General features: G+C 67.4%; 6 protein-coding genes. 2 read left to right on the forward strand and 4 right to left on the reverse strand.

Annotation, left to right across the window (positions count from 1 at the left end; all coding sequences use genetic code 11):
* The 4 genes from RN02_RS26615 to RN02_RS26630 all read right to left on the reverse strand — a co-directional run bounded on the left by RN02_RS26615 (position 1) and on the right by RN02_RS26630 (position 4,229).
* Positions 1–1,833, reverse strand: coding sequence for an ABC transporter ATP-binding protein (locus RN02_RS26615; protein ID WP_043318139.1), 1,833 nt, complete (start codon positions 1,831–1,833; stop codon positions 1–3).
* A gap of 75 nt (positions 1,834–1,908) precedes the next feature.
* Complete coding sequence (locus RN02_RS26620; protein WP_043318144.1) at positions 1,909–2,469, reverse strand: peptidylprolyl isomerase; 561 nt, start codon at positions 2,467–2,469, stop codon at positions 1,909–1,911.
* 30 nt (positions 2,470–2,499) lie between these two features.
* A complete protein-coding gene (locus RN02_RS26625) occupies positions 2,500–3,291 on the reverse strand; it encodes an alpha/beta fold hydrolase (protein WP_009623639.1) in 792 nt (263 codons plus the stop codon).
* A 14-nt stretch (positions 3,292–3,305) separates the two neighbouring features.
* Positions 3,306–4,229, reverse strand: coding sequence for a LysR family transcriptional regulator (locus RN02_RS26630; protein WP_043318142.1), 924 nt, complete (start codon positions 4,227–4,229; stop codon positions 3,306–3,308).
* Positions 4,230–4,284: 55 nt separating this feature from the next.
* On the opposite strand from RN02_RS26630, the gene RN02_RS26635 reads away from it, so the two are divergent.
* Positions 4,285–4,599: a hypothetical protein gene (locus RN02_RS26635; RefSeq protein WP_009623635.1), complete on the forward strand. Its 315-nt coding sequence runs from the start codon at positions 4,285–4,287 to the stop codon at positions 4,597–4,599.
* Between the two features lie 149 nt (positions 4,600–4,748).
* Complete coding sequence (locus RN02_RS26640; RefSeq protein ID WP_043270972.1) at positions 4,749–5,348, forward strand: FMN-dependent NADH-azoreductase; 600 nt, start codon at positions 4,749–4,751, stop codon at positions 5,346–5,348.
* Positions 5,349–5,566: the final 218 nt, after the last annotated feature.

The raw sequence follows: 5,566 nt of genomic DNA on the forward strand, positions 1-5,566 counted from the left end.
TTAACCCCCCCCCACGACCCCGCCGGTCTGGTGGCGCCACAGGCGGGCGTAGAGGCCGCCGTGTTCGATCAGTTCGGCGTGGCTGCCGCTTTCGACGATGCGGCCGTGTTCCAGCACCACCAGGCGGTCCATGCGGGCGATGGTGGAGAGGCGGTGGGCGATGGCGATCACCGTCTTGCCCTGCATCAGCGTCTCCAGGCTTTCCTGGATGGCCGATTCCACTTCCGAGTCCAGCGCCGAGGTGGCTTCGTCGAGGATCAGGATCGGCGCGTCCTTGAGCAGCACGCGGGCGATGGCGATGCGCTGGCGCTGGCCTCCGGAGAGCTTCACGCCGCGCTCGCCGACGTGGGCGTCGAGGCCGGTGCGGCCCTGGGCGTCGTACAGCTGCGGGATGAACTCGCTGGCGCGGGCCTTGCGCACCGCCTCCTGCAGTTCTTCCTCGCTGGCGCCGGGGCGGCCGTAGAGCAGGTTGTCGCGGATCGAGCGGTGCAGCAGCGAGGTGTCCTGGGTGACCATGCCGATCTGCGCGCGCAGGCTCTCCTGGGTCACGTGGGCGATGTCCTGGTCGTCGATCAGGATGCGCCCGCCTTCCAGGTCATACAGGCGCAGCAGCAGGTTGACCAGGGTCGACTTGCCGGCGCCGGAGGGGCCGACCAGGCCGATCTTTTCGCCCGGGCGCACCACCAGGTCCAGGCCCTGGATCAGGCCGCTGCCCTTGCCGTAGCTGAAGTCCACCTCGTCGAAGCGCACCTCGCCGCGCGTCACCACCAACGGCTTGGCGTCGGGCGCGTCGACCACCTGGCGGGGGATGGCGATGGTCTGCATGCCGTCCTGCACCTGGCCGATGTTCTCGAAGATGCCGCCGACCACCCACATGATCCAGCCGGACATGTTGTTGATGCGGATCACCAGGCTGGTGGCCAGGGCGATGGCGCCCACCGAGATCAGTTCCTGGCTCCACAGCCACAGGGCCAGGCCCGTGGTGCCGGCGATGAGGATGCCGTTCATGATGGTGATGCTGACGTCCATGGAGGTCACCACGCGCCCGGCGCGCTGGGCCTTGTGCGTCTGCTCGGCGATGGCTTCGCGGGCGTAGTCCTCTTCCTGGCGGGTGTGGGCGAACAGCTTGAGGGTGGTGATGTTGGTGTAGCCGTCGACGATGCGCCCCATCAGCTTCGAGCGCGAGTCCGAGGCGGCCACCGAGCGGCGCTTCACCTGCGGCACGAAGTAGGCGAGGGCGCCGACGTAGGCGATCACCCAGAGCACCAGCGGGATCATCAGCCGCCAGTCGGCCTCGGCGAACAGCACCAGGGCGCTGAGGGTGTAGATCGCCACGTGCCAGAGCGCGTCCACCACCTGCACCGCCGAGTCGCGCAGCGAGTTGCCGGTCTGCATGATGCGCTGGGCGATGCGCCCGGCGAAGTCGTTCTGGAAGAAGCCCAGGCTCTGCTTGAGCACGTAGCGGTGGTTCTGCCAGCGGATCAGGTTGGTCATGCTGGGGTTGATGCTCTGGTGCACCAGCATGTCGTGCAGGGCGTTGAACAGCGGGCGCAGCACCAGCGCCACCGCGGCCATCCAGGCCAGTTCGTTGCCGTGCAGGCGGAAGAAGTCGGCGGGCGCGGTGTTCTGCGCCAGGTCGACGATGCGCCCCAGGTAGCTGAACAGCGCCACCTCGATCAGGGCGACGATCAGGCCGACCACCAGCAGGACCGAGAACACCGGCCAGACCTGGCGCAGGTAGTAGGTGTAGAAGCGCCAGACGTCGGCCGGCGGCATGTGCTCGGGGGCGTCGCGGAAGGGGTCGATGAGCTTTTCGAAGCGGCGGTAGAGCATGATGTCTCTCGGTTGTCGCGGGCCCGTCCCGGGCCCGCCGTTTCAGGCCTCCGTCAGCGTGGGAATCGGGGATTCTCAGAGACGCTTGGCGGAGAGTATGACCACCGGCTCGGCGGGCACGTTCTGGTACATGCCGCGGTTGGTGGTGGGCACCTTGGCGATCATGTCGACCACGCCCATGCCGCGCACGACCTTGCCGAACACGGCGTAACCGAAGTCGCGCTGGCCGTGGTCGAGGAAGTCGTTGTCGGTCAGGTTGACGAAGAACTGGCTGGTGGCCGAGTCCACGTCGCTGGTGCGGGCCATGGCCAGGGTGCCGCGGGCGTTGAGCAGGCCGTTGTCGGCCTCGTTCTTGATCGGCTCGCCGGTGTCCTTCTCCTGCATCTTCTCGGTGAAGCCGCCGGTCTGCACCATGAAGCCGGGGATCACCCGGTGGAAGATGGTGCCGTTGTAGAAGCCGCTGTCGACGTAGCCGAGGAAGTTCTTCACGCTGATCGGCGCCTTGGCGCTGTCGAGTTCCACCTCGATCTCGCCCAGGGTGGTGGAGAGCAGCACGTGGGGTTTCGCCGGGTCGGCGGCGAGCGCCGAGGTGGCCAGGACGAGGGAACAGGCGGCGAGCAGGAAGCGTTTGAACAGGGTCATTTTGCGGATGTTTCCTGAGGTGTTTTAGGAATGGTCTACCTGCTCGAGGAAGTCGAGCAGGGTGCTGTTGAAGGCTTGCGGCTGGTCCAGCGGGGTGGCGTGGCGCGAATCCTCGATCACCACCAGGCGCGCGTTGGGCAGGCGCTCCACGTAGGCCTGCTTGAGCGTCACCGGGGTGTAGTCGCGGTCGGCGCTGACCACCAGCGTCGGACAGGTTATGCGCCCGAGGCGCTCCTGCACACCCCAGCCGATGATGGCGTGCAGGCTGGAAAGGTAAGCGCGTTTGTCGTTCTGCGGCCAGCGCTGCTCGATCTTGCGCCGCAGGTCGGCCTGCTCCGGCTTGGGGAACAGCAGCTTGCCCAGGGCCTTGCCCACGGTGTCCAGGCCCAGCACGTGGGCGAGGAACAGCCGGCGCGCCACTTCCAGGTATTCGCGCAGGGTGCGCGGCTTCACTTCCGGGGCGCTGTTGACGATGGTCAGGCTCTTGAGCAGTTCCGGCCGGCGGGTGGCCAGCTCGAAGCCGATCATCCCGCCCATGCTGATGCCCACCAGGTGCACCGGGGCCAGGCGCAGTTCCTCGATCAGCGCCGCCACGTCCTCGGCGAAGCCGGCGATGCTGTAGCGCTCGCGGGGCTTGTCGGACTGGCCGTGGCCGCGCACGTCGAGGGCGATCACCCGGTGGCGCCGGAGCAGCTCCGGCACCTGGTACTCCCAGTCGCGGCTGCTCGAGCCCAGGCCGTGCACCAGCAGCACGGGCGTGCCCTGGCCGCTGTCCTCGAAGTACAGGCGCTGGCCGTCGTGGTGCAGGTAGGGCATCGGCGGTTCTCCGGTCAGGCGCTCGGCGGCGCGGCGAAGGGGACGTCCAGGGGCACGTTGGCGAAGGTCTTCAGCAGTTCGACGAGAATCTGCGTGGCCGGGCCCAGGGGTTTTTCCTTGTTCGGGTAAAGATAGAAGCGGCTCTCGCGGGTGACGCCCTGGGTCAGCGGCAGCGGCTTGAGCGAGCCGTCGCGCAGTTCGCGCTCGATCATGTGCCGCGGCAGCCAGGCGAAGCCCAGGCCGTTGCCGACGAAGGTGGCGGCGGTGGCCAGGCTGCCCACCGTCCAGCGCTGCTCGGCGCCCAGCCAGCCGACGTCGCGCGGCTGCAGGCGGCCGGAGTCGCGGATGACCACCTGCATCTGGCTTTCCAGGTCCTGGTGCGTCAGCTCGCGCTGCAGGCGGTGCAGCGGATGGTCCGGGTTGGCCACGGCGACGAATTCCACGGTGCACAGGTCGGCGCCCAGGTAGCCGGCGATGTTCAGGCCGCTGATGGCCAGGTCCGCATGGCCCTGCTGCAGCGCCTCTTCGACGCCGGAAAGCACTTCCTCGCGCAGCAGCACGCGGCAGCCGCGGCTCTGCGGCACGAACGCGGACAGCGCGCGGACCAGGCGCAGGGTGGGGTAGGCTGCGTCCACCACCAGGCGCACTTCCGGTTCCCAGCCCTGCTCCATGTGGTGGGCCAGTTCCTCCAACTGGCCGGCGCTCTTCACCAGTTGCCGCGAGCGCCGCAGCAGCACCTCGCCGGCCTCGGTGAGCACCGCCTTGCGGCCGTCGATGCGCAGCAGCGGCACGCCGAGCTGCTCCTGCATGCGCGCCACCGTGTAGCTGATGGAAGACTGCGAGCGGTGCAGGGCCTCGGCGGCCTGGGCGAAGCCGCCATGGTCGACCACCGCCTGCAGCGTGCGCCATTGATCCAGGGTAACGCGGGGCGCTTTCATCCTCGCCTCCTCTTGTCTAATCTGGCGCTCTGCCTGAACCGAGCGAGACCGCCACATGAAAAGAATCTGCTGTGCGTTGCTGCTGTCGCTGCCGTTGACCGCCCTGGCCTACCCGATCGAGGTGGAGAAGTCCCTCAACGGCACGGAGATCGACGTCCAGACCCAGGACATCGGCGACAGCATGGGCGCCGTGCTGTTGCAGAACTACGGCAAGCAGGACGTGGCCTGCACCGCGGTGTTCCAGAACGGCCCGGAGTCGCCCAAGGTGCGCAAGACGGTGCTCGCCGCCGGCAAGTCCAGCAACCTCACCGCCAGCTTCGGCCGCGCCATCATCAAGCTGCGCATCAAGCTGACCTGCAACCCGGCCTGAGCCGGCAGCGCATGTTCTCCAGACTAGGAGCAGACGCGGTACAAATCAACTAAATCGATATTTTGAAGCAATTATTTCTGCTTTTTTATCGATAAGTCATTCCATAAGCTGACCTCCATCGACGCAAACGACCGCTGGAGGTCAAGCCCATGTCCCGTGTTCTGGTAATCGAAAGCAGCGCCCGCCAACAAGGTTCGGTCTCACGCCAGCTGACCGCCGAGTTCATCGCCAACTGGCGCGCCGCCCACCCCGCCGACGAGATCCAGGTCCGCGACCTGGCGCTGGAACAGGTGCCGCACCTGGACGCCGACCTGCTGGGCGGCTGGATGAAGCCGGCCGAGCAGCACAGCGCCGCCGAGCAGGCCGCGCTGCAGCGTTCCAACCTGCTCACCGAGGAACTGCTGGCCGCCGACGTGCTGGTGCTGGCCGCGCCCATGTACAACTTCGCCATCCCCAGCACCCTGAAGTCCTGGCTGGACCACGTGCTGCGCGCCGGCGTCACCTTCAAGTACACCGAGACCGGCCCCCAGGGCCTGCTCGGCGGCAAGCGCGCCTACATCCTGACCAGCCGCGGCGGCGTGTACGCCGGCGGCCCGCTGGACCACCAGGAACCCTACCTGCGCCAGGCCCTGGCCTTCATCGGCATCCACGACGTCACCTTCGTCCATGCCGAGGGTCTGAACATGGGCCCCGAGTTCGCCGAGAAAGGCCTGGCCAAGGCCCGCGAGCAACTGGCCGCGGTGGCCTGACCCCAGATTCCGGCTTACCACTTGCGCGCCCGTCGCTCCTGGGCGCGACGCCCGGTCGACGCACTTCCCCCCCTGCGAATGTCGACCGGGCTTTTTCTTTGCCGGGGTTCGCGATGACATGCACTACTGTCCGGAATATTTATCGGGGAAAGTCTGGAGGGCTTGCGGGGGCTGAAGGCACGGGTTAAACCGTTGAGCGCCAACTCAACCTCACAGCC

Source organism: Pseudomonas sp. PI1, from assembly GCF_000812405.1.
GTDB classification, from domain to species: Bacteria; Pseudomonadota; Gammaproteobacteria; order Pseudomonadales; family Pseudomonadaceae; genus Pseudomonas; species Pseudomonas citronellolis.